This is a genomic window from Vibrio sp. 10N.286.51.B11, assembly GCF_041469245.1.
Taxonomy (GTDB): Bacteria; Pseudomonadota; Gammaproteobacteria; order Enterobacterales; family Vibrionaceae; genus Vibrio; species Vibrio crassostreae_C.
Genome location: NZ_JBFRKI010000012.1, coordinates 391,082 through 416,014 on the forward strand (window position 1 = coordinate 391,082; position 24,933 = coordinate 416,014).

The window sequence follows — 24,933 nt, forward strand, 5'->3', positions numbered from 1 at the left end:
CTTAACCAGTAGTTTTCACGTTTGCTGCGGTCTATGCCGAGCTATTAAAAGGCCGCCCCAAAACTTCTAGGGCGGCAATTTTTATATAACTTAAACCGAACGATTCACTAGCATGGTCTTGATGTGACCAATAGCTTTCGTCGGATTTAATCCCTTAGGACAAACACTTACACAATTCATGATGCCATGGCAACGAAAAACGCTAAATGCATCATCAAGATCGGACAAACGTTCGTCTGTCGCTGTATCTCGGCTATCAATTAGCCAACGGTACGCTGCAAGCAGGCCTGCTGGTCCGATGAATTTGTCAGGGTTCCACCAGAATGATGGGCATGACGTTGTACAACATGCACACATGATACATTCGTACAATCCATCTAAATGAGCACGCTCATCAGGGCTTTGTAAGTTTTCACGAGCCGGTGGCACATTGCCATCAGACACTAAGAATGGCTTCACTTTTTCGTAGTTATCGTAGAACTGAGTCATGTCTACAATCAGGTCACGAACAACGGGTAAGCCAGGCAGTGGGCGAATCACAATCTTGTCTTGGCCCGAAAGCGCAGACAATGGCGTGATACACGCTAGGCCATTTTTACCGTTCATGTTCAAACCATCCGAGCCACATACACCTTCACGGCATGAGCGACGGAATGAGATTGTTGGATCTTGCTCTTTCAACAGAATAAGCGCATCCAAAAGCATCATGTCTGAACCTTCATCCACTTCTAGAGTGTATTCCTTCATATAAGGTTTCTGGTCGACATCTGGATTGTAACGATATAAAGAGAAATTCAGTTTCATGGTCATATCTCCTTAGTACGTACGTGCTTTTGGTGGGAACGCTTCACGATGGATAGGTTCCATGTTTACACCACGCTTAGTCATGCTCTCTGACTCTGGGTTGTAAAGTGAGTGGCATAGCCATAGCTCATCATCACGGTCAGGGAAATCGAATCGAGCGTGTGCGCCACGGCTCTCTGTACGGAAATTTGCAGCAACAGCCGTTGCGAATGCCGTTTCCATCAAGTTTTCAAGCTCTAGACACTCGATACGTTGAGTGTTGAACTCTGTAGACTTATCAGATAGGTGTGCATTTTTCAGACGCTCGCGAATCGCTTTTAGCTCTTCTAGGCCTTCAGCCATTGCTTTGCCTTCACGGAATACTGAGAAGTTGTTCTGCATACATTGCTGAAGATCTTTACGGATTTGCGCTGGATCTTCGCCGTCTGTGCTGTTTTCCCAACGGTTGTAACGCTCTAGTGAACGCTCAATGTCAGCTTCAGTTGCAGGTTTCGCTTCGTCTTGCTTCTTCAGTGTCTCACCTAGGTGTAGACCTGTCGCACGACCAAATACCACTAAATCAAGCAGTGAGTTACCACCTAGACGGTTGGCACCATGTACTGATACTGATGCGATTTCACCACAAGCAAAGAGACCTTGGATTTCAACATCGTTGCCGTCTTCGGTTTGCTTAATAGCTTGACCAGAAACTTGTGTTGGAACACCACCCATCATGTAGTGACATGTAGGGATTACTGGGATTGGCTCTTTCACTGGATCAACGTGAGCAAAGGTACGAGAAAGTTCACATACACCAGGAAGACGAGATTCAAGTGTCTCTTTACCTAGATGATCAAGCTTAAGCTTGATGTGTGGACCCCAAGGGCCATCGCAACCGCGACCTTCACGAATTTCAACCATCATTGAACGAGCAACAACATCACGACCCGCTAAGTCTTTAGCGTTTGGTGCGTAACGTTCCATGAAGCGTTCGCCGTCTTTATTGAGAAGGTAACCACCTTCACCACGACAACCTTCCGTTACCAATACACCTGCACCAGCGATACCCGTCGGGTGGAACTGCCACATTTCGATGTCTTGCATAGGAACGCCAGCACGAATCGCCATACCAACACCGTCACCAGTGTTAATGTGTGCATTGGTTGTTGATGCGTAGATACGACCAGCACCACCAGTCGCAAGGATTGTTGCCTTCGCTTTGAAGTAGCAAACCTCGCCCGTTTCCATACAAAGCGCGGTAGTACCTAAAATTGCACCATCTTCGTTTTTAACAAGATCCAGTGCATACCACTCAGAGAAAACCGTCGTTTTGTGTTTAATGTTTTGTTGGTAAAGCGTATGAAGCAGTGCGTGACCAGTACGGTCGGCTGCAGCTGCGGTACGAGCCGCTTGCTCACCACCAAAGTTTTTAGATTGACCACCGAAAGGACGCTGGTAAATAGTACCGTTCTCAAAACGAGAGAAAGGCAGGCCCATTTTTTCGAGTTCGATTACCGACTCAGGACCGTTTTTACACATGTATTCGATAGCGTCTTGGTCACCGATGTAATCAGAACCTTTTACTGTGTCATACATATGTTGTTCCCAATGGTCTTCATGCGCGTTACCAAGAGCAACAGTGATGCCGCCTTGCGCTGAAACCGTATGAGAACGAGTAGGGAAAACTTTAGAAAGCAATGCACAAGAAAGGCCTTGCTCAGAAATTTGCAGTGCGGCACGCATACCTGCACCACCAGCGCCGATCACTACGGCATCAAACTCACGAACAGGAATAGTCACTTACGCACCCCACAAAATAAACAGACCAGAGAAGAAATATCCAAGAAGAACTGCAACAACACCGACTTGAAGACCAACACGCAGTTTTGCGCATTTGATGTAGTCAGTTAGTACTTGCCATAGGCCGATCCACGCGTGAACCAAAACAGAAGTAAGCGCTAACATGGTGAAGACTTTAGTGAAGGTTCCACCAAAGAATTGCGTCCAAGATGCGTAAGAGATATCACCAGAGAAAGCACAAAAGCTAACTAGGTAGATAGTGTAAAGCGTCATAATGATGGCAGTAGCACGAATCAATAGATAATCGTGGACACCATTACGACCAAAAGTAGAAACGTTGTTTACCATACTAAGATCCCCGCTAGTAGAGACAATACCGCTGTTGCTGCGAATGCAACCTTAGCGCTCTTCGCGCCAGATTCCAGCTCTTCAAAGTGACCAAGGTCCATAAGAAGGTGACGAATACCACCAGCAATGTGGTAAGCCAAAGCGGTTAAAATGCCCCACAGAATAAACTTCACGAAGAAACCATCGACAATGTCGCTAGCTTCGGCAAAGCCTACTGGGGATGAGAGGGAAATGGATAGTAACCAAAGCAAAATTCCAATCGCGACAAAAGTTATCACCCCAGACACACGGTGTAGGATGGAAGCTATTGCTGTGATTGGAAAGTGGATGGTCTGTAAATCTAAATTAACAGGTCTTGTCTTTCTTTCTTTCACGGGCTTGCTCACTCAGCTCCATTGAGCATTATGGTCATTAAATAACCTTATGATATTGTTATGGACAAAATTTGATTGTAAACCTTCAAAATTTAACATTAACTTAACAAATAACTGAAGTTGAGCCTTAGATAATTGTAAAATAATTGTTAACTGCTCGATTAAGAAAGACACCTCACATTTCTTCTTAGCCTTGCATTTATAAGGTTTTAACCAAACTTTTCAGCGCCACTATACGACTGGCAACATTCTAATACAATTGATGTAACAAATAATGCTACACAGACCAGATTTTTAACGAATTTAATGTAAAAAACACTAACAAGTGCACACAAAGCTTCAGAAAAATTGACTTTCCCACGTAAGACCAGTAAAAAAATGGCACATAAACATCCTGGACGGATTAAATAATAAACAAAGGAGATTGTTATGGCGGATAAGAAAGCTACCCTTCACATTGAAGGTCAAGCGCCAATCGAGCTGCCGATTACAGAAGGTGTACTTGGTACTCCAGTGATCGATGTTCGTACACTAGGTTCTAATGGTTTTTTCACTTTTGACCCTGGTTTTCTTGCCACTGCATCCTGTGAGTCTCAAATCACTTTTATTGACGGTGGAAAAGGCATTCTTTTACATCGTGGTTATCCAATCGACCAACTTGCCAATAACGCTGATTACTTAGAAGTATGTTACATACTTCTTTACGGTGAAGCCCCATCTCGAGCTGAGTACGAAAAGTTCAAGACTACCGTGACACGTCACACTATGGTGCACGAGCAAATCGCTAGTTTCTTCCACGGCTTCCGTCGTGACGCTCACCCTATGGCTGTAATGTGTGGTGTTGTAGGCGCTCTAGCGGCGTTCTACCACGACTCACTTGATGTCAACAACGATACACACCGTGAAATTGCGGCATACCGCCTGATTTCAAAAATGCCAACACTGGCTGCAATGTGTTACAAATATTCAATCGGTCAGCCGTTTATCTACCCACGTAACGACCTAGGCTACGCAGAAAACTTCTTACACATGATGTTTGCAAACCCATGTGAAGAGTATGAAGTGAACCCTATCGTTGCTCGTGCAATGGATAAGATTTTCACTCTACATGCTGACCACGAACAGAACGCTTCTACGTCTACAGTGCGTCTTGCTGGTTCATCTGGTGCTAACCCGTTTGCGTGTATCGCAGCAGGTATCGCATCACTTTGGGGCCCAGCTCACGGCGGTGCAAACGAAGCTTGTCTGCGCATGCTTGAAGAGATCGGTAGCGTAGATAACATTGAAGAATACGTTGCGAAAGCAAAAGACAAAGATGACCCATTCCGTTTGATGGGCTTCGGTCACCGTGTTTACAAGAACTACGACCCACGTGCAACAGTAATGCGCGAAGCGTGTCACGAAGTGCTTAAAGAGCTAAACATCCAAGATCCACTACTAGACGTAGCGATGGAACTTGAGCGTATCGCTCTTTCTGATGAGTACTTTGTTTCTAAGAAGCTATACCCGAACGTAGATTTCTACTCAGGTATCATTCTGAAAGCAATCGGTATTCCAGTATCTATGTTTACAGTAATCTTCGCGATGTCTCGTACCATCGGTTGGATTGCTCACTGGAACGAAATGCACAGCGATCCGACGAACCGTATCGGTCGTCCTCGTCAGCTATATACTGGTGAAGAACAACGTGACTTTAAAGCACTTCACGAACGTGAATAGTTGCTATAAATCATAATGTTAAAAGGGGTTGATGTGAGAACATCAACCCCTTTTCTTTTGTACGCTCTCAACCCCGTCATCCTCAAGAATGCGAAGTGAACGAATAAAATAATATCGTCATCCCCAAGAACGAGGGACGAATGAGTTGGGGATCTCCTTAAGCGAGCAGATAAACTATACAGGTTACCTGCTCAATTCTAGAGAACGACGCATACACTCGACTCGTACCCCTTATCTCGCATCTGCTCTTAAACTGGGTTATCGATATCGATAAACTCAACATCCAAGCAGTGCTCTTTTGCTAACCACTCACCTAGTGCCTTCACGCCGTAGCGTTCTGTCGCATGGTGACCTGCAGCAAAATAATGGATGTCTTGCTCGCGGGCCGAGTAAGTTGTGCGCTCAGAAATTTCACCAGAGATAAATGCGTCGATACCTTGAGAGGCTGCAAGTTCAATGTAATCTTGACCGCCGCCAGTACACCAACCTACCGTTTCAATCATTTTATCTGCGTTTTCAGGAGCAATATGTAGCGGCTTACGATTCAGTACTTGATCAATTTTTGCCGCAAACTCAGCACCGGTCATCGGTGTCTTTAATCTACCAAACATAGCAACCGATTGTGGGTGCCCTTCCAAGCCACCTTCTACTTCAATATCAAGCAGTTCAGCGAGTTTGGCGTTGTTACCAAGTTCAGGATGGATATCGAGAGGTAAGTGATAACCCAAAAGGTTAATGTCATTCTTTATCAGAGTGCGAATGCGTTTGCCCTTCATGCCACGAATTGCCTCTGACTCACCTTTCCAAAAGAAACCGTGATGAACCAACAAAGCGTCTGCGTTCAGTTCTACCGCTTTATCAATCAAGGCTTGAGAAGCTGTTACACCAGTAACGATTCGCTTCACTTCTGTCGCGCCTTCAACTTGAAGACCATTAGGACAGTAATCTTTAATCTGCTGTGGCTGCAGTTTTTCGTTAAGTAGCTTTTCTAATTGTAAGTTAATCATTTTTCTTTCCAGCTTACCTTTATAATAACGTCGTTATATCAATTTACGGGTAGAATGTCGAAAGCCCCACGATGAGTTTATGAGGAAGAGATGACAGCACTGCAACGTTTTTACCAATGGGTCATCGACTCACCGCCATTACTAGAAATCAAGCCACCGGTTTCGGATCTCAGTGCATTCTCTAGCAACCATGCCATCGACTCATCACATACTTATGAGGGTAATCCTAGATTAGGTTTCCTCTACCAATATCTATGCGAGCAAGTGATCGCTGCCTCACCGAATTACTCGATAAAGCACGACGAGATTCAGATCAATGTGGAAGGCAGAACTCTCGGTGCAATCGACTTTATTCTTAAAGAGGAGAGCAGCCAAAAGCTGGAACATTGGGAAGTGGCGATTAAGTTTTATCTGCTCCACGAACAAACATGGTTTGGACCCAACTCTCACGACCAATTGGATAAGAAACTCGACAGGATGCTCAGCCACCAACTCGAAATGTCCTCTTCTGCCGCCTTTGTTGAGCAATATCCAGAAATCGATGTCGACTCAAAACACTTACTGATGCAAGGTCGTCTATATACCAACCCTTTCTTAGAGCAAAACATACCGACAAAATGCTTGGGCTATGACATTAACCCAAGCCAAGTAAACGGCTTTTGGTGCTATCAAGATCAGGCTCATTTAATCAGTGAACCACTGTATCCACTCACCAAAGAGCAATGGGCAGCAGGGACGGATGATTTCAGCAGTCAGCCGATCACCGAGTTCGGTGATCGCTTCGTCCATGGGCAAACAAAGTCGGGGCAATTCTGGTTTGTGATGCCACAAAGTTGGCCACACGGTTAGTCGTCTGAGCTAACTCAGTTACCTTTTCCCGCTTATACGTAACTAACACAAACAAAAAGGGTTGATGCTTTCACATCAACCCTTCTTCTATTTACTTAGCAACTCTAGTAATCGAGATTCGATTATAGGCCAGCGGCTGCAAATACTTGGTTAACAATCTCTTGAGCTTCTGCTTCGATTGCTTTCAGGTGCTCTTCACCCTTAAAGCTTTCACAGTAGATCTTGTAGATGTCTTCAGTGCCTGATGGACGCGCAGCAAACCAGCCGTTCTCAGTTGTCACTTTCAAGCCACCAATCGCAGCACCGTTACCTGGAGCGTGTGTTAAGCGTGCAGTAATTGCATCACCAGCCAACGTCTCAGCAGAAACCATCTCTGGAGATAGTTTCTTCAGCACGTCTTTCTGTGCACCATTTGCTACCGCTTGAATACGGTTGTACTTAGATTCACCGTGTTTAGCGGCAAGTTCTTCGTAGTATTCTTGTGGGTTCTTACCTGTCACTGCTGTGATCTCAGCCGCAAGCAAGCAAAGAATCAGGCCGTCTTTATCTGTTGACCAAGGCGTACCGTCTTTACGTAGGAAAGAAGCACCTGCGCTCTCTTCGCCACCAAAACCAAACTGGCCGTTGTATAAGCCATCAACGAACCATTTGAAACCAACTGGCACTTCACAAAGTTCGCGACCTAAGTCAGAAACTACGCGATCGATTAATGCACTTGATACTAGTGTCTTACCAACAGCAACGTCTTTACCCCAACCTTCACGGTTACGGTATAGGTAATCAATACAAACCGCTAAGAAGTGGTTTGGATTCATCAAACCTTTAGGTGTCACGATACCGTGGCGATCGTAATCTGGGTCGTTACCAAATGCTAGAGCGTACTCGTCTTTAAGCGCCAGTAAGCCTGCCATTGCGTATGGAGAAGAACAGTCCATACGAACTACGCCATCTTTATCTAGAGACATGAATTGGAATGAAGGGTCAACCGCTTCACTTACCAGAGTAAGATCTAGATTGTACGCTTTACCAATTTGACGCCAGTAATCAATACCGCTGCCACCCAGTGGATCAACACCAATCTTGATGTTTGCTTTCTGGATCGCTTCCATATCCACGACGTTAACCAAATCAGCGACGTATGGCGCGACTAGGTCAACTTCTTTTACTAGCTCAGACTGTTTAGCCTGTGCGATAGGCGTACGCTTAACACCTTGCATTTGCTCAGCAATGATCACGTTCGCACGGTCTTCAATCGCTTGAGTCAGTTCAGCTTCAGCTGGGCCACCGTGTGTCGGGTTGTATTTAATACCGCCGTCTTGAGGTGGGTTATGTGAAGGCGTGATAACAATGCCGTCGGCTTTTTTGTCATTCACTAGGTTGTGCGTAAGAATCGCGTGCGAGATACCAGGTGTTGGAGTAAAGCCGTTGTTTTCTTGAATAATAACTTCAACACCGTTCGCTACAAGCACTTCGATAACCGTAGAGAACGCAGGCTCAGATAGAGCGTGAGTATCTTTACCTAAGAAAAGAGGGCCAGTTGTACCTTGCTCGGCACGAACTTCAGCAACCGCTTGTGCAATTGCTAGAATGTGGTTTTCGTTAAATGTTGATTTGTCTGCTGTACCGCGGTGACCTGAAGTACCGAAAAGTACTTTATGATCTGGGTTCGTAGCATCCGGTTGCTGTAAGAAATAGTTAGCAACTAAAGCCGGGATATTATGAAGATCTTCCTGCTGAGCTTTCTGCCCAGCACGAGGGTGCATAGCCATTTTTCGACATCCTTATATATAAAATTTTAAAACAAAAAAACCTCATAATATCTTCTTATCCATGGATATTATGAGGTTTAAATCAGATTTCGTTAAATTGAACCTGTTACTTTTTCTATCAATTCTGCTTGGAAATTCATGCGGCTCATAAGCTGCTCAACCATCTGTCTTTTTCGGCTTGTATTGTTATTAGTAATAACCCAAAAAGGACTTTGTGGAATAGCTTTAGGCTTAGTCGTGTTGCCGTTTGCTAGCAACGTCGCTTCGTTATCTGCAAAGTAAACGCGCTTACGGCCTTTTACTTGAGTTGCTTCTGAAAAGCTTAAAGGGTCGATTTTATGCAGTGTTGATAACACAAGCATGAAACGATCAATGGCTTTCTTTAGTGATGCAAACTCATCTGATATTAGTAGTGAGCGCATTTCTTTAACGCCATCGAACTTCTCTGGAGTAAAGCCTACCTCTTTGCTAACAACGATACCTTTTGGCTCAACGATCTCTTCGATCGGAGCCATGCCTTGGCTATCAACCTGTAACAAGCGGCGCAGAATATCTGAAGCGCTTTCGCCAATACGTTCTGTCTGACCCGCAATAAAACGGTATAGGTCCTCATCAACCTCAATTGTTTTCATTCGCTTTTCACAATCTCAATGTTTAAACTCTGGGGGATTATAGCGAGATCCGCGCGGATACTCTACGTCAAACCCACCATGAATAAGATAAAAATGTCAGTACAGCTCAACTATAAAATTGAAGGTGAGGGTCACACCATTGTTTTGATCCATGGATTATTCGGTAATCTGGACAACCTTGGCTTGCTCGCTAGGGATCTAAAAGCCGATCATCAGGTACTTAGTATCGATCTCCGCAACCACGGTCAATCCTTCCATAGTGACACTCATAACTATCAAGCGATGGCACAAGACGTGGCTCAACTGCTGCATGATCTTAAGTCAGAAGACGTCACTGTGATTGGTCACTCGATGGGTGGCAAAGTAGCGATGGCACTGACACAACATCTTGCGCTGCATAAATTGATTGTCTTGGATATGGCTCCGGTCGCGTACACTCAGAGTCGCCACGACAACGTATTCGCAGGCCTGCAAGCCGTGATAGAAGAAGAGCCGACTTCACGCTCAGATGCACTCAAGGTTCTCGCAAAACATATCGAGATCGATGGCGTTCGCCAGTTTTTAACCAAATCTTTGTTCAAAACAGAGCAAGGCATCATGGAATGGCGCTTCAATGTTGCTTCGTTATTGAGCAACTACCCACATATTATTGGTTGGGAACCGATCGAGAAAACCTCGGTCAAAACCTTGCTCATTAAAGGTGGGGATTCAGATTACCTCACCGCAGAACATCAAGCAGCCGTTCAGCAGCAATTTTCTAACGCAAAAGCGCATGTCATTGCCAACACAGGTCACTGGCTGCATGCTGAAAAACCAGCAGAAGTACTTAGAGCAATTAGAAAATTCATCGCTTAACTGCGCTTTTTCGTGCAGATAAATGAGAGCTGTGTAATTACTGCAGATTAACTTTATCTCACAACAGTGATATAGTGCGCCCAAGCAAAATTGGTATATAAGGTTCCCATGCTTTACGACTACATGAACATCATCGAATCTGTTGGTTTAGATCTCCTGTTTGCCGCGATTTTCTTTTTAATCGGTATGGCAATTAAGGACGTTCTCAAGCAGGGAAATGTTCCTCCATTTGGTCGTCGCATCGTATGGTTAGTACTTTTCCTTGGCTGTGCGGGTTTTATCGCCAAAGGGATAATCCAACTAAGCTGGGAAGGAACTGGGATCTAACGATTCTCTTCCGAACTTTATTACACCGACAACAGACAAAATGAAAGGTAATGATTCTATGGCAAGTGTAGGTCTCTTCTTTGGTAGCGATACAGGTAACACTGAAGCTGTTGCTAAGATGATTCAAAAGCAATTGAGCAAACAGCTCGTTCACGTTCAAGACATTGCAAAAAGCAGCAAAGAAGATATCGATAACTTCGATCTACTGCTGCTTGGTATCCCTACGTGGTACTACGGCGAAGCACAATGTGATTGGGATGACTTTTTCCCAGAGCTAGAAGCTATTGATTTCTCAACTAAGCTTGTTGCTATCTTTGGTTGTGGCGACCAAGAAGATTACGCAGAATACTTCTGTGATGCTATGGGTACTATCCGTGACATCGTTGAAGCGAAAGGCGGTACTATCCTAGGTCACACATCAACTGAAGGCTACGAATTCGAAGCATCGAAAGGTTTAGTTGAAGGCGATGACAGCCAATTCGTTGGTCTATGTATCGATGAAGACCGTCAACCTGAGCTAACTGATGAGCGCGTATCTAACTGGGTTAAACAAATCCACGAAGAGATGTGCCTAGCAGAGCTAGAAGACTAATTCTCTAGTGGTTGTTAATTGTTACAGTTAATAACCATTATGTAGATATGAAAAAACCTCCTTATAGGAGGTTTTTTGCTATTTAAAATCTATTAATTAGCACTCAGCCTCTAATGCTTCATCATCATCTCTAAATTGCGGCTTCTTTCTTACATAGAGGGTGCGTTGAATTTCTGAAACCACATTACCCTGCTTATCTTTCACGTGAATAATAAATTCGGGGAAGCACTTTTCACCGAGTTGCGTCTGACGATAGATATCGTCAAGCTGCCCTTGCCTTATCTCAAAATCTGCATACAAGTCCGATTGCCCCGGCTTGATGAAGTTAATGCTCGCTTCTTTATCCCAAACATAATATCGTTCACCTAAAATTCCCATTAACATCAATGAGTAAACGGGATCGGTAAGAGAAAAGATACTGCCGCCATATTGAGTACGATTGGCGTTCTTATTCCACCAGCGTAGCTTAAGTACTGTCTTAACAACCCTAAAGTCAGTGCTAATGTGGGCTATTCGAATACCCGCTCCCCAAAAGGGAGGCCAAATATTAAGAGCAAATTTTACAATGTTGGGTTTATATATTTTTGCGAGTTGCTTATTCATAACAACATTCCATGTTCATATCAGAAACACCGTCACCTTGACTGGTCGTACCTCCACTATAAGTGAGATACTTCCAATTTACAAAACAGATTGTGATGTCAGTAAGTAACCCTTTGAAGTTCGTGGTTTATTGTTATGCCTGACTAAACTATAATGGTATTAATATTGAATTCTGTTAATTGCTGCAGATCATCAACAGGAAAGTATATGTCAGACAATAATCAAGCGCTAAAAGATGCAGGTCTTAAAGTGACCCTTCCACGGCTCAAAATTTTAGAAGTATTACAACAGCCAGACTGCCAACATATTAGTGCTGAAGATTTATATAAGAAGCTGATCGACCTAGGTGAAGAAATCGGTCTTGCAACCGTTTATCGAGTACTTAACCAATTCGATGACGCTGGCATTGTAACTCGTCACCACTTCGAAGGCGGCAAGTCTGTATTTGAACTTTCTACACAGCACCACCACGACCACCTTGTATGTTTAGATTGTGGCGAAGTGATCGAATTCTCTGATGACATCATCGAAGAAAGACAGAAAGAGATTGCTCAGCGTTACAACGTGCAACTAACAAACCACAGTTTGTACTTGTACGGCAAAAGCATTAACGGAGATTGCAAAGGCAATCCAGACGCGCATAAAGCGAAGTAGTAATACAGAACGCTGGCTTAGGCCGGCGTTTTTTATATGGTCACTACATAAGACGATTAATCGCAACTTATTCTATAATTGACGACTTTATTCAGATACAAAAAACCGGCTCTAAGCCGGTTTTTTATTAGGGTGCTTATCGAAAGCGAATCACTTTAGCGATTAAGCTTCAGTTTTTCCCCAAGTATCGCGTAGACCAACCGTACGGTTGAATACTAGTGCAGCTGCTTTAGAATCTTTCGAATCTACACAGAAGTAACCTGTTCGTTCAAACTGGTACGCTTGCTCTGCTACACCTTCAGCTAGGCTAGGTTCAACAAAACCATTTAGCGTAACAAGAGATTCAGGGTTTAGCGTTGCAGCGAAGTCATCAGCAGCGGCTGGGTTTGGCACTGTGAATAGACGATCGTACAAACGAATCTCAGCAGGCAGTGCTTTATCAGCAGATACCCAGTGGATAACGCCTTTCACTTTGCGGCCATCTGCAGGGTTCTTACCCAATGTTTCATTGTCGTAAGAACAGAAGATAGTCGTAATGTTGCCTTCTGCATCTTTTTCGATACGTTCAGCTTTGATCACGTAAGCACCACGCAGGCGAACTTCTTTACCTAGAACCAAACGCTTGTACTTTTTGTTTGCTTCTTCACGGAAGTCATCACGCTCAATCCAAACTTCACGTGTAAATGGTACTTCACGAGTGCCCATTTCTGGCTTGTTTGGGTGATTTGCAACCGTTAACGTTTCTACTGTATCTGCTTCGTAGTTTTCGATAACGATCTTAACTGGATCCAGAACAGCCATTGCACGAGGTGCATTTTCGTTCAGATCATCACGGATGCAAGATTCAAGTGAACCGAACTCAATCATGTTCTCTTGCTTAGTTACACCAATACGCTTACAGAATTCACGAATCGAGCTTGAAGTAAAACCACGACGACGTAGGCCAGAAATAGTAGGCATGCGTGGGTCATCCCAACCTTGAACTAGGTTTTCAACCACAAGTTGGTTCAGCTTACGCTTAGACATCACTGTATATTCAAGATTCAGGCGGCTAAACTCGTACTGACGAGGTTGGCAGTCAATCGTGATGTTATCTAGAACCCAATCGTACAAACGACGGTTATCTTGGAATTCAAGCGTACAGATAGAGTGCGTAATACCTTCCAGCGCATCAGAGATACAGTGAGTAAAGTCGTACATTGGGTAAATGCACCACTTGTCAGCCGTTTGATGGTGGTGAGCAAAACGAACACGGTAGATAACAGGATCGCGCATAACCATGAACGAAGAGCTCATGTCGATCTTAGCACGTAGACACGCTTTACCTTCTTCAAAGCCACCGTCACGCATTTTTTCAAACAACGCTAGGTTCTCTTCAGGGCTGCGGTCACGGTATGGGCTCGCTTTACCAGGCTCTTTTAGCGTGCCACGGTACTCACGGATTTGATCAGGACTTAGCTCGTCAACATACGCTAAGCCTTTATTAATTAATTCCACAGCATAAGCGTAAAGCGTATCGAAGTAGTTTGATGAGTAACAAATATCACCAGACCATTCGAAGCCTAACCAGCTTACATCATTCTTAATTGACTCAACGTATTCAACGTCTTCTTTTTCAGGGTTTGTATCATCGAAACGAAGATTACATTGTCCCTGGTAGTCCTGAGCAATACCAAAGTTCAAGCAAATAGATTTAGCGTGACCAATGTGCAGGTAGCCATTTGGCTCCGGCGGGAAACGAGTATGCACGCTACTGTGTGTACCATCCGCTAAATCTTTATCAATAATTTGGCGAATGAAATTCGATGGACGAGCCTCAGCTTCACTCATCTATAGCACCTCTATGTATTTAGTATTGTCAGAGAAAGTTATCTTTCGTCCCCAAGAAAACGGTCGCTTATAGCGCCAGTCAAAGATAGAAAGATCATTGTTGCTAATCATCCACAATTCTTAGCCTTTGCACAATAAGAACCGTCCGTTAATTGCGATTATTTCTGCTATTCGATGAAGAATAGAACGAACCGTGTTCGCTGGTCTTAAACTGCAGGCACAAAAAAGCCTCCCGTGTGGGAGGCTTTCAATTTGACACTTACTTAAGAGTAACTTTACGTCTTAATTAAGTACTTCCCTTACTGTGGAAGTTTTACATCAGATAGGTCTTCGCCTGCACCAATAGCTTTCATTTCGCCAGCTACGATTTCAGCTAGTGGGCCTAGGATAACCTGTAGGTTGTTTTCACCTAGTTTAACCACACCTTTAGCACCAAGTTTCTTAAGAACAACTTCATCTGCAACAGAGCGGTCTTTAAGAGTTAGACGTAGACGAGTGATACAAGCGTCGATTGAAGTTAGGTTGTCGTGACCACCTAGAGCTTTCAGGTATTGACGTGCAAGGTCGCCCTTTGGTGCTTCGCCAGCAGGAGCTGCAACAGCTTCGTCATCATCTTCACGACCTGGCGATTTCAAGTTGAAAGCGCGGATTGCGAAAGAGAAAGTGAAGAAGTATAGAGCACCGAAGCCAAGACCGATTAGTAGTAGTACGAATGGTTTAGTTGCTAGACCCCAGTTCAATACGAAGTCGATAAGACCAGCAGAGAAACCGAAACCGTGCAGAGTACCAAACATGTTAGCAACTACTAGAGACAAACCTGTAAATACAGCGTGCATTGCGTATAGAGCAGGAGCTAGGAATACGAACATGAATTCTAGCGGCTCTGTGATACCTGTTAGGAATGAACAGAATGCAACTGAGAATAGTGCGCCACCAACTTGGCTACGTTTTTCAGCAGGAGCAGCTAGGTACATTGCAAGTGCAGCACCTGGTAGACCGAACATCATTACTGGGAAGAAACCGTTCATGAATACGCCAGCGCCTTTATCGCCGCCGAAGAAACGGTGTAGGTCGCCAGATTTAACTGTTTCAGTTACTTCTTTAACAGTTGCAACAATTTCTGGGTTAACTGAGTTAGCAAATTCAAATGTGTACTCTTGACCAACAACTAAAGTTTTAGCTAGTGCAGGGTCAACACAAAGTTGAGAGAAGCCTTCTGCAGCAACTACGATCTCTTGACAAGAGCCCATACCGAACCAGAAGTACGAGTTCAGTACATGGTGTAGACCTACTGGGATAAGTGCACGGTTAAGAGTACCGTAAACAAATTGACCGATAGCGCCAGACGTTGAAACTGCGTGAGCAAGTGCATCTAGACCAGATTGAACAGCAGGCCATACAACACCAAAGATTGCGCCAGCAACTAGAGCAAATAGACCAGCCATAATAGGAACTAGACGTTTGCCAGAGAAGAATGCTAGCCACTCTGGAAGACGAGTCGCGTGGAATGCATTGTAAGAGTGACCTGCGATGATACCTGCAAAGATACCGCCGAAGAATGACATATTTACACTAGCATCGATGTTTGTTGCGGTTGCTGTCAGAACAAAGTAAGCAACTGCACCAGCAAGACCTGCTGCGCCGTTACCGTCTTTAGAAAGACCAATAGCTATACCCAAACCAAACAATAATGGTAGTTGACTGAAGATTGCGTTACCAGCAGATGCCATGAATGCGATATCGAGTAAGTCTGGTTGACCCAGACGTAGCAGCAATGCCGCAATCGGAAGCGTTGCGATTGGTAGCATTAACGCCTTACCAAGCTTCTGCGCATATCCTAGAATATTCACCAGTTGTTTCCCCCTATAGGATTTTTTAGAATTCGTTTGAGAAACTTATTTTAGTCGCTCAATTTAGTCCTATTCAGTGTATTCAATTAATTTTGCTCCGCAAATTAAAACCTTACCATTTGTGATCCTAATCACCAGTTTTTACCAAATCCAGAGGTTTTTGCTAGCGAGATCATAAAACTTATTTTATCATTCAAAAAAATGAACATTTATGGATAAAATCCAAATCTAATCATTGGGCAAAAGGATGGTAACTCCGGGCTTATAGAGCACCGTGAATAATCATTATTGATGGACCTAAATGTATAATAAAAATCAATTGTTCATATGTTTTTCAACAACTTAAATCGCTTCTCATTTTGAAGCCGTTTGCCCATAAAAGATAAATCGTTACGTAAATGATGCTCGCAAACTAAGTCCGCATTTAGGTAACGAACGAATTTAAAAGATCTCACGAAATAAGGATTAGCTGACTATGTACGCGCTAAGTAACTGTAAAATTTACACTGGTAGTGATGTTCTAACCGATCATGCTGTTGTAATCGAAAACGAACTGATCAAAAAAGTCTGTCCTATCTCTGAATTGCCAGAAGGAATCGAGCTTCGCGACCTAGACGGAGCAAACCTAAGCCCAGGTTTCATTGACCTACAACTGAATGGTTGTGGCGGTGTAATGCTTAACGATGAGATCACTGCAGAAACCATGCAGATCATGCACAAAGCAAACCTGAAATCTGGCTGTACTAGCTTCCTACCAACGCTTATCACCTCTTCAGACGAAGATATGCGTGCGGTTATTACGGCAGCTCGTGAATACCATAACCAGTACCAAAACCAATCTTTAGGTCTGCACCTTGAAGGCCCTTACCTAAACGTTGCGAAAAAAGGCATCCATAGCGTCGATCACATTCGTAAATCTGACAACGAAATGATTGAGCTTATCTGTGAGAACCGTGACCTTGTTGCAAAAGTAACATTGGCTCCAGAGCTTAACGACCCTGAACACATCGAACGCCTGCACAAAGCTGGCGTTGTCGTTTCTATCGGCCACACCAACGCAACTTACGCAGAAGCGCGTCAAGGTTTCGAATCTGGTATCACGTTCGCCACTCACCTGTTCAATGCAATGACGCCGATGGTTGGTCGTGAGCCTGGCGTTGTTGGCGCGATTTACGATACTCCTGAGGTTTACGCTGGCATTATTGCCGACGGCTTCCACGTTGATTACGCAAACATCAGAATTGCGCATAAAATCAAGGGAGAAAAGTTGGTATTAGTGACGGATGCCACAGCTCCTGCAGGTGCTGACATGGAATACTTTATTTTTGTCGGTAAGAAAGTATATTACCGTGATGGTAAGTGTGTTGATGAAAACGGCACACTGGGCGGCTCAGCTCTGACTATGATTGAAGCAGTTCAGAATACAGTTGAGCACGCTGGTATCGCTTTAGACGAAGCTCTTCGCATGGCTACGCTATACCCAGCTACGGCTATCGGTGTAGAAAGCAAGCTAGGTCGAATCAAAAAAGGCATGGTTGCAAACCTAGCTGTATTTGACCGAGACTTTAACGTTAAAGCGACTGTTGTTAACGGACAATACGAGCACAATTAAGTATGAATGGCGGACAAATAGGTAACGTAGACTTAGTTAAACAACTAAACAGTGCGGCGGTATACCGACTTATAGACCAACAGGGGCCTATCAGTCGTATACAAGTGGCTGATGTAAGCCAACTCGCACCGGCAAGTGTTACAAAAATTACCCGCCAACTTTTAGAGCGCGGCCTAATTAAAGAGGTTGCGCAGCAAGCGTCTACTGGCGGTAGACGCGCTATCTCCCTAACCACAGAAGTAGAGCCTTTTCATTCTGTTGCTGTGCGTTTGGGTCGAGACTACATTCAAATAAGCCTGCATGACCTTGGTGGTCGTGAATTGGCTTTCCAACAGCAAGACCTGAATTATTCAGACCAATCAGACCTTACCCAAGGCTTGGTCAATAACCTCAAAGCTTTCATTGCTGAGCATCAACCAAAGATCGATCAACTGATTGCTATTGGTGTCACGCTTCCAGGCTTGGTTAACCCAACGACCGGTGTTGTTGAGTACATGCCGAATACCGACATCGATAACCTCGCATTAAGCGACATTATTCGCGATACATTCCATGTTGCTTGTTTTGTTGGTAACGATGTTCGTGGAATGGCGCTTGCTGAGCACTACTTCGGTGCAAGTAAAGATAGCCAAGATTCTATTTTGGTCAGTGTTCACCGTGGTACAGGTGCAGGTATTATCGTTAATGGTCAGGTTTTCCTAGGTCATAACCGTAATGTGGGTGAAATTGGTCATATCCAAATTGATCCGCTAGGCGAGCAATGCCAATGTGGTAACTTCGGCTGTCTTGAAACAGTAGCGGCAAACCCAGCTATCGTTGAACGCGTGCAGAAGCTGATTAAACAAGGCTATGAGTCTTCTTTAACAGAGCTTGAGCATATTACGATTCAAGACGTTTGTGACCACGCGATTAATGGTGATGAGCTAGCCAAGCAAAGCTTAGTTCGAGTAGGAAACCAGTTAGGTAAGGCTATCGCGATGACGATTAACTTATTTAACCCTCAAAAAGTTATCATTGCTGGTGATATTACCAAGGCACAAGAGATTGTTTTTCCTGCAATTAAGCGCAATGTAGAGAATCAGTCGTTAACGACTTTCCATAGCGGCCTGCCTATTGTAGCATCACAGATCGATAAACATCCTACGATGGGAGCTTTTGCTATGATTAAGCGCGCCATGCTTAACGGCGTGTTACTGCAGAAGCTTCTCGAAGACTAGAGAAAACAATTCTGATTTTCCGCGGGCCGTGTTTGTATAAACACGGCCCGTTTTTTTAAGCTAGGGAACTACAACAACAAGTTATGGAACTTATATTAATATCCACTGCGTTTATCGCAGGATTTATTGCTTTAAAGTGTCACCTTCCCCCATTAGTTGGTTTTTTGGTTGCAGGCTTTGGGCTTTTTGCCTTTGGCTTTGAAACCAATGACACCATCATTACTTTAGCTGACCTTGGTGTCACGCTGCTTCTATTTACTATCGGCTTAAAGCTCGATATCAAAACCCTACTCTCTAAAGAGATCTGGGCTGGCGCGACAATCCACAACCTTTTGTCCACTCTGTTTTTCGCCGTCGCCCTGTTTGGCTTTAAGTTCTTAGGTATTTCATCGCTAGCTGCCATGTCGGTAGAACAGATCGTTCTGCTCGGTTTTGCTCTTTCATTCTCTAGTACTGTATTTGCGGTTAAGACTCTGCAAGAGAAAGGCGAAATGAATGCGACCTACGGAACGTTAGCGATTGGTATCTTGGTCATGCAGGATATCTTCGCCGTAGTATTCTTAACGGCTTCTACGGGCAAAATACCTGAGTGGTATGCAATTGCTCTGTTTGCCCTACCCTTATTACGCCCACTGTTCTACAAAGTGCTCGATTGGGTTGGTCACGGTGAGATGCTGGTTCTTTCCGGCATCTTCTTCGCATTAGTCGTCGGTGCTGGTTTATTCCATTTGGTTGGTGTGAAACCAGATTTGGGGGCTCTTGTTCTAGGTATGTTACTTGCTGGTCACCCAAAAGCCTCAGAATTATCAAAGTCGCTGTTTAACCTTAAAGAACTTTTCCTTGTCTGTTTCTTCTTGAATATTGGTCTGTCAGAGCAACCAACCATTCAAGGCTTTATGCTCGCAATCTTGTTCTTGCTGATGCTGCCTGTGAAAGGTGTTCTCTACTTCTTGGTACTCAACCGCTTCAAGTTCCGTGTTCGAACGTCTCTACTTGCCTCGCTATCACTGTTTAACTATAGCGAGTTTGGCCTCATCGTTGGTGGTCTCGCCTTCAAGATGGGTTGGATGTCGGGTGATATCTTAGTTGCCGTTGCCATTGCAGTTTCACTGTCTTTTCTAATCGCTGCTCCTTTAAACCGAGCTGGTCATAAGCTTTATCAGCAGTCAGGTAAATGGCTAAAAGAGCATGCGTCAGAAAAGCTTCACCGACGTGATAAGCGAATTGACCCTGGTCGTGCCCAAGTGCTTATTCTAGGTATGGGCCGAATTGGTACCGGTGCTTATGACGAATTACGTACTCGCTATGGCAAGGTCAGCCTAGGTGTAGAAGTGCGTGAAGAAGCCGCGCACAACCACAAAAGCCAAGGCAGAAACGTGATTTCTGGCGACGCGACTGACCCAGATTTCTGGGAGCGAATTCTAGATACAGCAAACGTAAAGCTGGTGATTTTGGCAATGCCTCACCACCAAGGTAATCAAACCGCTTTAGAACAATTAAAGTCACGTAACTTTAAAGGCCAAATTGCGGCTATTGCTGAATATCCCGATCAACTCGAAACACTGAAAGAGAATGGCGTTGATGCGGCATTTAACATTTACAGCGAGGCTGGTAGTGGTTTTGCTCGCCACGTTTGCGAACAGTTAAATCCAAATATCAATAAAATCTAGTATTAGACAGTGTTCAACTAAACCTCTCAAAACTGCCTATTTTTCGCACTTTTGAGAGGTTTTTGTTTAAAAAACCAACCGCAATTAAACATCACACACCAAAAGCACATAAAAATTAGATAATTTCTAACAGAACACCCTTTATATTATTTTTTTGCTCACATCCGGTTGCTTTTTTTAGCCAGAATGGCAAATTGAATGCAGTTGATTTGGAAATTATTTAAAAGGAAGTTCTATGTGTTCAGTATTTGGCATTCTCGACATTAAAAGTGATGCCGCAACACTTCGCCCTATTGCTTTAGAAATGTCTAAGAAGCTTCGTCACCGTGGTCCAGACTGGTCTGGTATCTATGCTGGTGAAAAAGCAATCCTTGCTCATGAACGTCTTGCTATTGTTGGCTTGAACAGTGGTGCTCAACCACTATACAGTCAAGACAAAAAGCACATTCTTGCAGTAAACGGTGAAATTTATAACCACAAAGAACTTCGTGCACGCTATGAAGATAAGTACCAGTTCCAGACTGATTCTGACTGTGAAGTTATCCTAGCGCTATACCAAGAGATGGGTGCAGACCTTCTAGAAGAGCTTAACGGTATTTTCGCATTCGTTTTATACGACGAAGAGAAAGACGAGTACCTAGTGGGCCGCGACCATATTGGTATCATCCCGCTTTACCAAGGTTACGATGAGCACGGCAACTACTACGTGGCTTCAGAGATGAAAGCATTGGTTGAAGTATGTAAGACGATCAGTGAATTCCCTCCAGGTAGCTTCTACTCTTCGAAAGATGCTGAACCTCAACGCTACTACATCCGCGATTGGAACGAGTACGCTGCGGTACAAGGCAACAGCACAAGCAAAGAAGAACTGACTGAAGCGCTAGAAGCAGCCGTTAAACGTCAACTAATGACTGACGTTCCTTACGGTGTACTTCTATCTGGTGGCCTGGATTCATCAATTACTTCAGCAGTTGCAAAACGCTTTGCGGCAATGCGTATCGAAGATGATGAGCAATCTGAAGCTTGGTGGCCACAACTGCACTCGTTCGCTGTTGGTCTTGAAGGCGCACCAGACCTTATCGCTGCTCGTGAAGTTGCGGACAAGATCGGAACTGTGCACCATGAGATGACTTACACTATTCAGGAAGGCCTAGACGCAATCCGTGACGTTATCTACCATATCGAAACTTACGATGTAACGACGATTCGTGCATCAACGCCAATGTACTTGCTGGCTCGTAAGATCAAAGCGATGGGCATCAAGATGGTACTTTCAGGTGAAGGTGCTGATGAAATCTTTGGTGGTTACCTGTACTTCCATAAAGCGCCAAACGCGAAAGAGTTCCACGAAGAGACAGTACGTAAACTGCTTGCTCTAAGCATGTTCGACTGTGCTCGTGCAAACAAATCGCTAGCGGCATGGGGTGTTGAAGGCCGTGTACCATTCTTGGATAAAGAGTTCATCGATGTCGCAATGCGTCTGAACCCTGAAGATAAGATGTGCGGTAACGGTAAGATGGAGAAACACATCCTGCGTGAGTGTTTTGAAGACTACCTACCAGATTCAATCGCATGGCGTCAAAAAGAGCAGTTCTCTGATGGTGTTGGCTACGATTGGATTGATACATTGAAAGCAACGGCTGAAGCAAAAGTAACGGATCAACAAATGGAAGCTGCTAAGTTCCGTTTCCCTTACAACACGCCAACAACCAAAGAAGGTTATGCTTACCGTGAAATCTTTGAGGAGCTATTCCCTCTAGAATCTGCGGCAGAGTGTGTACCTGGTGGTCCTTCAGTTGCTTGTTCATCAGCGAAAGCGATTGAGTGGGATGAGTCATTCAAAAACTGTGTCGACCCATCAGGCCGTGCAGTACAAGCCGTTCACAACGATGCTTACAACGCTTAGAGCGTTTTGAACAAATCCTAAAGACTAAAAAAGGCGCATTATGCGCCTTTTGTTTTAAGCCTATTTTTATTACTGCAGTTATGCGCGAGCTTGTAGTACTTCGTTCTCAATACTGATTGGAACGACTTGGCTGATCATTTTCACCAGCATAATCGATCGAGCCTCACCGTCTTTCTGATCGAAAATAGCTTCAACCCCAGCAAATTGGCCACTCTGAATCTTAACTACCTGTCCAGATTCAAACTCAACACAACAATCTTCCACTTCGTTACTGCAGCACTTCTCAAACTCTTTAAGTTCAAACACCAAGTCTCCTTGGACCTCGTGCGGCAGTGAACCGAACTTAATAAAGTCCACAACGCCACGTGTTGAACGAACGGTCGTGAAGCTAGGACCTTGCTCATAGTCGAAGCGAACAAAGATGTAAGACGGAAACAGCGGTTCTTTGACCTGCTTTTCTTTCCCTCTCACCACCTTTTCGACTTCTATTTGAGGGTAAAAGCACTCTACCCCCTGATTCTCTAAGTGCTGCTGAGCGCGTTTTTGATCACCACGCTTACAGTAAAGCAAATACCAACGTTTCATTTGACTAGCCATTTTATATTTTTAGATATTTTACCACATGCCTAAAACGGTTAAATCACCATTAATAAAATGAATCGTTGCTAACGAAAAATAATGCGTAGCAGACCAATTTATCAACAAAAAGTTATAGGTGTCGGAATGGTTAAGCATTGTACAGAGATCATTTAGAGATCAAAAGACTCATTGTTGTAAGCATATGTATGCCCCACCTAATGCGCATGCCACTCCCTTCAAACTCAAAATGATACACCAGAGCAATATATCTAAAGATTTTAATTCAACACAACTTTAATGAAGGTTATTAACCAACCAACTCAAATCTGGAAAATTAGTTTGCAGCACATCTAAAATGGGCAACATTAAAAATAAAGATATTTAATATCAACATCTTAGTTAAACCAAGTTATCGTGACCATAAAATAAGTCTATTGCAGACTTTTATCCCACTGTGTATACATGAATGACTATAAAATCTTTTAATACCTAAAATTAGTAAAACTTATGCCAAGCAACCACAACATCTTTGGCCACCCTAGAGGCCTATTTCTACTTTTTAGCACAGAGCTATGGGAACGTTTCTCTTACTATGCGATGCGTGCCATCCTTGTCTTATTTTTGACTGACACTACCCTCAACGGTGGACTGGGTTGGTCAACGAAAGACGCACTCGATCTCTACGGTATTTACACCGGCTTAGTCTACATCACACCATTAATTGGTGGCTGGATTGCCGATAACTACCTAGGTCAGCGTAAATCAATTATGATTGGCGGTGTATTGATGGCACTTGGCCAATTTACACTGGCTCTACCTAACGGCTTCATCGGTTTAGACCAAGTGAACGCGCTGTACCTTGGTTTAGCTCTGCTAATCAGTGGTAACGGTATGTTTAAGCCGAACATCTCAACCATGGTTGGCGATCTGTACCAAGAAGGCGATAACCGCCGTGACGGTGCTTTCACCATTTTCTACATGGGCATCAACTTAGGTGCGCTGCTTGGTGGCTTAATTTCAGGTGCTGCTGTCGATTCATTCGGTTGGAAAGCAGGTTTCCTAGCCGCTGGTATTGGTATGGTTATTAGCTTGATCATGCAAGTGACAATGGCTCAGTCTTGGTTGGGCAACATCGGTTCTGTACCTGCTGCTGCAAGAGCGAAAGCACTAAACAAATCTGAAGAAAAAGCGCCACTGACCAAAGAAGAGTTCGACAGACTAAAAGTGATTCTTATCATGGGTCTGTTCGTGATTGTTTTCTGGGCGGGCTTTGAACAAGCTGGCGGCCTAATGAACATCTACACTCAACAATATACTGACCGTATGATTGGTGGCTTTGAAGTTCCTGCTGCGTGGTTCCAATCTTTGAACCCATTCTTCATCATTACACTTGCTCCAATCATTGCTGCGTTCTGGGTGAAACTGGGTAAGCGTGAACCCAACTCTCCTGTTAAGTTTGCAATGGCATTGTTCTTCTTAGCACTGGGCTTTGTGTGCATGATGGGCGCGGTAATGGAGCAAGGCGGTGACCTAACCGTGAAAACATCAATGCTATGGCTAGTCGGTGCTTTCTTCTTCCATACCCTTGGTGAGCTTTGTCTATCGCCTATTGGCCTGTCGTTGGTCACTAAGTTAGCTCCGCTTCGCCTAGCATCATTGATGATGGGTGCATGGTTTGGCTTCAATGCGGTGGCAAACTACGTGGCAGGCCTGGTCGGTTCTCACGTTGGTGAGCTTGGTGCTATGTCAATCTTCAGTGGTATTGCTATCACAGCAACGGTGAGTGCCATATTACTGCTGCTTTGTGCTGGTAAGCTTGTATCATGGATGCATGGTGTAGAAACCAACATGACGCTTGAAGCAGAACCAAAAGCAGAAACTTCGGTCGCTTAATAGCTAGATCGATTTCAAGAAGAAACATCAAGATCAAAAAGGGCTGCTCAATGAGCAGCCCTTT

At 44.1% G+C, this 24,933-nt stretch carries 22 protein-coding genes; 11 read left to right on the forward strand and 11 right to left on the reverse strand.

Annotated features, from left to right (window positions below; genetic code table 11):
* Positions 1-90: 90 nt before the first annotated feature.
* From AB4154_RS08655 to sdhC, 4 genes are read right to left on the reverse strand one after another with little or no spacing between them, the layout of a single operon-like run.
* Positions 91-804 carry a succinate dehydrogenase iron-sulfur subunit gene (locus tag AB4154_RS08655; RefSeq protein WP_010436773.1) on the reverse strand — a complete coding sequence of 238 codons (714 nt, stop codon included), beginning with the start codon at positions 802-804 and terminating at the stop codon, positions 91-93.
* A gap of 12 nt (positions 805-816) precedes the next feature.
* Entirely contained in the window at positions 817-2,583 is a 1,767-nt protein-coding gene (gene sdhA / locus AB4154_RS08660; RefSeq protein WP_372122706.1) for a succinate dehydrogenase flavoprotein subunit, read from the reverse strand.
* Complete coding sequence (gene sdhD, locus AB4154_RS08665; protein ID WP_010436768.1) at positions 2,584-2,931, reverse strand: succinate dehydrogenase, hydrophobic membrane anchor protein; 348 nt, start codon at positions 2,929-2,931, stop codon at positions 2,584-2,586. It lies immediately after the preceding gene.
* A complete protein-coding gene (gene sdhC / locus AB4154_RS08670; RefSeq protein ID WP_017061948.1) occupies positions 2,925-3,317 on the reverse strand; it encodes a succinate dehydrogenase cytochrome b556 subunit in 393 nt (130 codons plus the stop codon). The genes sdhD and sdhC overlap by 7 nt, the downstream gene beginning before the upstream one ends.
* Before the next feature lie 417 nt (positions 3,318-3,734).
* Here sdhC and AB4154_RS08675 point away from each other — a divergent pair, with 417 nt between their 5' ends.
* Positions 3,735-5,024 carry a citrate synthase gene (locus AB4154_RS08675; protein WP_017061949.1) on the forward strand — a complete coding sequence of 430 codons (1,290 nt, stop codon included), beginning with the start codon at positions 3,735-3,737 and terminating at the stop codon, positions 5,022-5,024.
* 248 nt (positions 5,025-5,272) lie between these two features.
* Here AB4154_RS08675 and AB4154_RS08680 read toward each other — a convergent pair whose 3' ends face one another.
* Complete coding sequence (locus AB4154_RS08680; RefSeq protein WP_136973706.1) at positions 5,273-6,031, reverse strand: Nif3-like dinuclear metal center hexameric protein; 759 nt, start codon at positions 6,029-6,031, stop codon at positions 5,273-5,275.
* 90 nt (positions 6,032-6,121) lie between these two features.
* Between AB4154_RS08680 and AB4154_RS08685 the strand changes: the two genes are divergently transcribed.
* Positions 6,122-6,880, forward strand: coding sequence for a DUF1853 family protein (locus AB4154_RS08685; RefSeq protein ID WP_017061951.1), 759 nt, complete (start codon positions 6,122-6,124; stop codon positions 6,878-6,880).
* A gap of 122 nt (positions 6,881-7,002) precedes the next feature.
* Here the strand turns inward: AB4154_RS08685 and pgm are convergent, their stop codons facing one another.
* Together pgm and seqA are read right to left on the reverse strand one after the other, a co-directional pair.
* Positions 7,003-8,649 carry a phosphoglucomutase (alpha-D-glucose-1,6-bisphosphate-dependent) gene (gene pgm / locus AB4154_RS08690; protein WP_017061952.1) on the reverse strand — a complete coding sequence of 549 codons (1,647 nt, stop codon included), beginning with the start codon at positions 8,647-8,649 and terminating at the stop codon, positions 7,003-7,005.
* 92 nt (positions 8,650-8,741) lie between these two features.
* Positions 8,742-9,281 (reverse strand): replication initiation negative regulator SeqA, encoded by a 540-nt coding sequence (seqA, locus tag AB4154_RS08695; RefSeq protein WP_017061953.1) that lies wholly within the window; start codon positions 9,279-9,281, stop codon positions 8,742-8,744.
* 93 nt (positions 9,282-9,374) lie between these two features.
* Between seqA and AB4154_RS08700 the strand changes: the two genes are divergently transcribed.
* From AB4154_RS08700 to fldA, 3 genes are all read left to right on the forward strand, one after another.
* On the forward strand, positions 9,375-10,136 hold the full coding sequence (locus tag AB4154_RS08700) for an alpha/beta fold hydrolase (RefSeq protein WP_017061954.1): 762 nt from the start codon (positions 9,375-9,377) through the stop codon (positions 10,134-10,136).
* 108 nt (positions 10,137-10,244) lie between these two features.
* Positions 10,245-10,463, forward strand: a complete 219-nt coding sequence (locus tag AB4154_RS08705) for a DUF2788 domain-containing protein (RefSeq protein ID WP_004737900.1) — start codon at positions 10,245-10,247, stop codon at positions 10,461-10,463.
* Positions 10,464-10,521: 58 nt separating this feature from the next.
* Positions 10,522-11,055 carry a flavodoxin FldA gene (gene fldA, locus AB4154_RS08710; RefSeq protein WP_010436745.1) on the forward strand — a complete coding sequence of 178 codons (534 nt, stop codon included), beginning with the start codon at positions 10,522-10,524 and terminating at the stop codon, positions 11,053-11,055.
* Between the two features lie 96 nt (positions 11,056-11,151).
* Here fldA and AB4154_RS08715 read toward each other — a convergent pair whose 3' ends face one another.
* Positions 11,152-11,658, reverse strand: a complete 507-nt coding sequence (locus AB4154_RS08715; protein ID WP_017061955.1) for a DUF4442 domain-containing protein — start codon at positions 11,656-11,658, stop codon at positions 11,152-11,154.
* A gap of 207 nt (positions 11,659-11,865) precedes the next feature.
* On the opposite strand from AB4154_RS08715, the gene fcrX reads away from it, so the two are divergent.
* Positions 11,866-12,312, forward strand: a complete 447-nt coding sequence (gene fcrX / locus AB4154_RS08720; RefSeq protein ID WP_017061956.1) for a ferric iron uptake transcriptional regulator FcrX — start codon at positions 11,866-11,868, stop codon at positions 12,310-12,312.
* A gap of 162 nt (positions 12,313-12,474) precedes the next feature.
* Here the strand turns inward: fcrX and glnS are convergent, their stop codons facing one another.
* Together glnS and nagE are read right to left on the reverse strand one after the other, a co-directional pair.
* A complete protein-coding gene (glnS, locus tag AB4154_RS08725; RefSeq protein ID WP_065583828.1) occupies positions 12,475-14,142 on the reverse strand; it encodes a glutamine--tRNA ligase in 1,668 nt (555 codons plus the stop codon).
* 299 nt (positions 14,143-14,441) lie between these two features.
* The gene (gene nagE / locus AB4154_RS08730; RefSeq protein WP_032545860.1) at positions 14,442-15,992 is read right to left on the reverse strand and encodes an N-acetylglucosamine-specific PTS transporter subunit IIBC; all 1,551 of its coding nucleotides are present in this window, start codon (positions 15,990-15,992) and stop codon (positions 14,442-14,444) included.
* A 475-nt stretch (positions 15,993-16,467) separates the two neighbouring features.
* Here nagE and nagA point away from each other — a divergent pair, with 475 nt between their 5' ends.
* The 4 genes from nagA (at position 16,468) to asnB (ending at position 22,397) form a co-directional block, all read left to right on the forward strand.
* A complete protein-coding gene (gene nagA, locus AB4154_RS08735; RefSeq protein ID WP_017062193.1) occupies positions 16,468-17,604 on the forward strand; it encodes an N-acetylglucosamine-6-phosphate deacetylase in 1,137 nt (378 codons plus the stop codon).
* Positions 17,605-17,606: 2 nt separating this feature from the next.
* Complete coding sequence (locus AB4154_RS08740) at positions 17,607-18,821, forward strand: ROK family protein (RefSeq protein WP_017062194.1); 1,215 nt, start codon at positions 17,607-17,609, stop codon at positions 18,819-18,821.
* An 83-nt stretch (positions 18,822-18,904) separates the two neighbouring features.
* Positions 18,905-20,491 (forward strand): cation:proton antiporter, encoded by a 1,587-nt coding sequence (locus tag AB4154_RS08745; RefSeq protein ID WP_372051538.1) that lies wholly within the window; start codon positions 18,905-18,907, stop codon positions 20,489-20,491.
* A gap of 235 nt (positions 20,492-20,726) precedes the next feature.
* Complete coding sequence (gene asnB / locus AB4154_RS08750) at positions 20,727-22,397, forward strand: asparagine synthase B (protein ID WP_102320162.1); 1,671 nt, start codon at positions 20,727-20,729, stop codon at positions 22,395-22,397.
* 78 nt (positions 22,398-22,475) lie between these two features.
* Here asnB and rfaH read toward each other — a convergent pair whose 3' ends face one another.
* Positions 22,476-22,982, reverse strand: coding sequence for a transcription/translation regulatory transformer protein RfaH (rfaH, locus tag AB4154_RS08755; RefSeq protein WP_372122707.1), 507 nt, complete (start codon positions 22,980-22,982; stop codon positions 22,476-22,478).
* A 501-nt stretch (positions 22,983-23,483) separates the two neighbouring features.
* Between rfaH and AB4154_RS08760 the strand changes: the two genes are divergently transcribed.
* The gene (locus AB4154_RS08760) at positions 23,484-24,869 is read left to right on the forward strand and encodes a peptide MFS transporter (RefSeq protein WP_372122709.1); all 1,386 of its coding nucleotides are present in this window, start codon (positions 23,484-23,486) and stop codon (positions 24,867-24,869) included.
* Positions 24,870-24,933: the final 64 nt, after the last annotated feature.

What these genes read in the sequence shown, in the direction of transcription:
- AB4154_RS08655 (WP_010436773.1), bottom strand. Translation starts at nt 804, where the DNA reads ATGAAACTGAATTTCTCTTTATATCGTTACAATCCAGATGTCGACCAG.
- sdhD (WP_010436768.1), bottom strand. Translation starts at nt 2,931, where the DNA reads ATGGTAAACAACGTTTCTACTTTTGGTCGTAATGGTGTCCACGATTAT.
- AB4154_RS08675 (WP_017061949.1), top strand. Translation starts at nt 3,735, where the DNA reads ATGGCGGATAAGAAAGCTACCCTTCACATTGAAGGTCAAGCGCCAATC.
- AB4154_RS08680 (WP_136973706.1), bottom strand. Translation starts at nt 6,031, where the DNA reads ATGATTAACTTACAATTAGAAAAGCTACTTAACGAAAAACTGCAGCCA.
- AB4154_RS08685 (WP_017061951.1), top strand. Translation starts at nt 6,122, where the DNA reads ATGACAGCACTGCAACGTTTTTACCAATGGGTCATCGACTCACCGCCA.
- pgm (WP_017061952.1), bottom strand. Translation starts at nt 8,649, where the DNA reads ATGGCTATGCACCCTCGTGCTGGGCAGAAAGCTCAGCAGGAAGATCTT.
- seqA (WP_017061953.1), bottom strand. Translation starts at nt 9,281, where the DNA reads ATGAAAACAATTGAGGTTGATGAGGACCTATACCGTTTTATTGCGGGT.
- AB4154_RS08700 (WP_017061954.1), top strand. Translation starts at nt 9,375, where the DNA reads ATGTCAGTACAGCTCAACTATAAAATTGAAGGTGAGGGTCACACCATT.
- AB4154_RS08705 (WP_004737900.1), top strand. Translation starts at nt 10,245, where the DNA reads ATGCTTTACGACTACATGAACATCATCGAATCTGTTGGTTTAGATCTC.
- fldA (WP_010436745.1), top strand. Translation starts at nt 10,522, where the DNA reads ATGGCAAGTGTAGGTCTCTTCTTTGGTAGCGATACAGGTAACACTGAA.
- AB4154_RS08715 (WP_017061955.1), bottom strand. Translation starts at nt 11,658, where the DNA reads ATGAATAAGCAACTCGCAAAAATATATAAACCCAACATTGTAAAATTT.
- fcrX (WP_017061956.1), top strand. Translation starts at nt 11,866, where the DNA reads ATGTCAGACAATAATCAAGCGCTAAAAGATGCAGGTCTTAAAGTGACC.
- glnS (WP_065583828.1), bottom strand. Translation starts at nt 14,142, where the DNA reads ATGAGTGAAGCTGAGGCTCGTCCATCGAATTTCATTCGCCAAATTATT.
- nagA (WP_017062193.1), top strand. Translation starts at nt 16,468, where the DNA reads ATGTACGCGCTAAGTAACTGTAAAATTTACACTGGTAGTGATGTTCTA.
- AB4154_RS08740 (WP_017062194.1), top strand. Translation starts at nt 17,607, where the DNA reads ATGAATGGCGGACAAATAGGTAACGTAGACTTAGTTAAACAACTAAAC.
- AB4154_RS08745 (WP_372051538.1), top strand. Translation starts at nt 18,905, where the DNA reads ATGGAACTTATATTAATATCCACTGCGTTTATCGCAGGATTTATTGCT.
- asnB (WP_102320162.1), top strand. Translation starts at nt 20,727, where the DNA reads ATGTGTTCAGTATTTGGCATTCTCGACATTAAAAGTGATGCCGCAACA.
- rfaH (WP_372122707.1), bottom strand. Translation starts at nt 22,982, where the DNA reads ATGAAACGTTGGTATTTGCTTTACTGTAAGCGTGGTGATCAAAAACGC.
- AB4154_RS08760 (WP_372122709.1), top strand. Translation starts at nt 23,484, where the DNA reads ATGCCAAGCAACCACAACATCTTTGGCCACCCTAGAGGCCTATTTCTA.